Below are 1,277 nucleotides of genomic sequence, written 5' to 3'. Positions count from 1 at the left end.
GCCGGGATGTCGAGGAACTCCAGCACCGTGACCGTCCACATGAATCCGGTTCCCACGCCGAGGGTGACGACCAGGTCGCCGGGCTTGGGGCGTCCGCTTTCCACCAGGTGGTTGAGGCCGATGAGCTGGTCACCCGCGCCCATGTGGCCGAAGTCCTGGCCCCAGTCGTAGGTCGTGGTCGAGCGATCCACGCCGAGCAACATGTAGAAGGAGAACTGGGCGATCGTCTCGGCGATGTTGGCGTGGACGAAGAAGCTGGTGGCCGCGAGGTTGGTGTCCGCGTCGTCCAGCGCCTCCTGGAGCACGATGCCGACGTTCTTGGTCATCCGCTGGATCACCGTGTCATAGGCGTCCTCGTTGCGCAGGAGATAGTCGCTCTTGCGGCTGCGCAGGTCGACCGGCCGCTGGTCGTGGAAGGGCGCCGGGGTCCAGCCGTGCACCCCGCGGTAGATCGGCTCCAGGCTGGAGTCCGAGTAGCTGGCCGTCGACCACAGCCGGGCGAAGCCGCCGCGCGAGGACAGCACGAGCGCGCCTGCGCCGTCACCGTAGACCTGCTGGCTGTCGCTGCCCCACCGGTCGAAGTAGGGAAGCTGGAAGACGTCGCCCGTGGTGACCAGGGCTGCCGTCTGGGTCGGCCTGGCCGCCAGGTGGGACGCGGCCAGTTCGAGTGCGGCCAGACCCCCGTTGGACCCCTGCCGGATCTCGATCGCCGTGCCGCTCCCGCCGACCGTCTCGTTCTGCACGTAGTTGACCGGGGTCCACATCTCCTGCCCCTGGTGGCCGACACAGGCGTGCAGCACCAGGCCGAAGTCCTCATGGCCGTGCCCGGACCGCTCCACCGCCTGCCGGCCCGCCGCGGCGGCCATCTCGGCGGGGGACTCGCCCTCGCCGGCGACCCGTACCGCCCGAATACCGTTGGCAATGCTTTCCTCAGCGTTGTAGATGCCGGCGGCGACTGCTTCCTCGGCGGTCTGCACCTGCTCCGGCAGGTACGCACCGAGTCCGGCGACATACAGGTTTTCCCAACGCACGATATTCTCCTGACCTGGCAGATGAAGGAACTCCCAGGATGGCGATCCGGGCTAAAGAAGTCCTTGCGTGCGGCCACACCATGACCGCCACGGACCACTCGGTCCGACGTACCGCGGAACGCTTGTTTAGCGTTTCACAAGCCGCTATTCCTATCCTGCCTCGTGGATACGCGGTATCCGTCGGCGGGTGGCCTCCCCGGGCGTGCGCGCCGCGTCGACTCCTATGTGTAGGAGTCGAAATGAAAT

1 protein-coding gene is annotated in these 1,277 nt (G+C 67.1%); it reads right to left on the bottom strand.

Translation table 11 applies throughout. From position 1 onward, the window contains the following. A partial coding sequence (locus ACY45C_RS05285) for a ketoacyl-ACP synthase III family protein (RefSeq protein ID WP_462186525.1) occupies positions 1–1,031 on the bottom strand: 1,031 nt, incomplete at its 3' end. Between the last annotated feature and the right edge of the window lie 246 nt (positions 1,032–1,277).

The sequence above is a fragment of the Frankia sp. CcWB2 genome (genome assembly GCF_977927585.1).
Note: the sequence above shows the minus strand (reverse complement) of the source record. Positions and strands in the feature narration are given on the sequence as shown.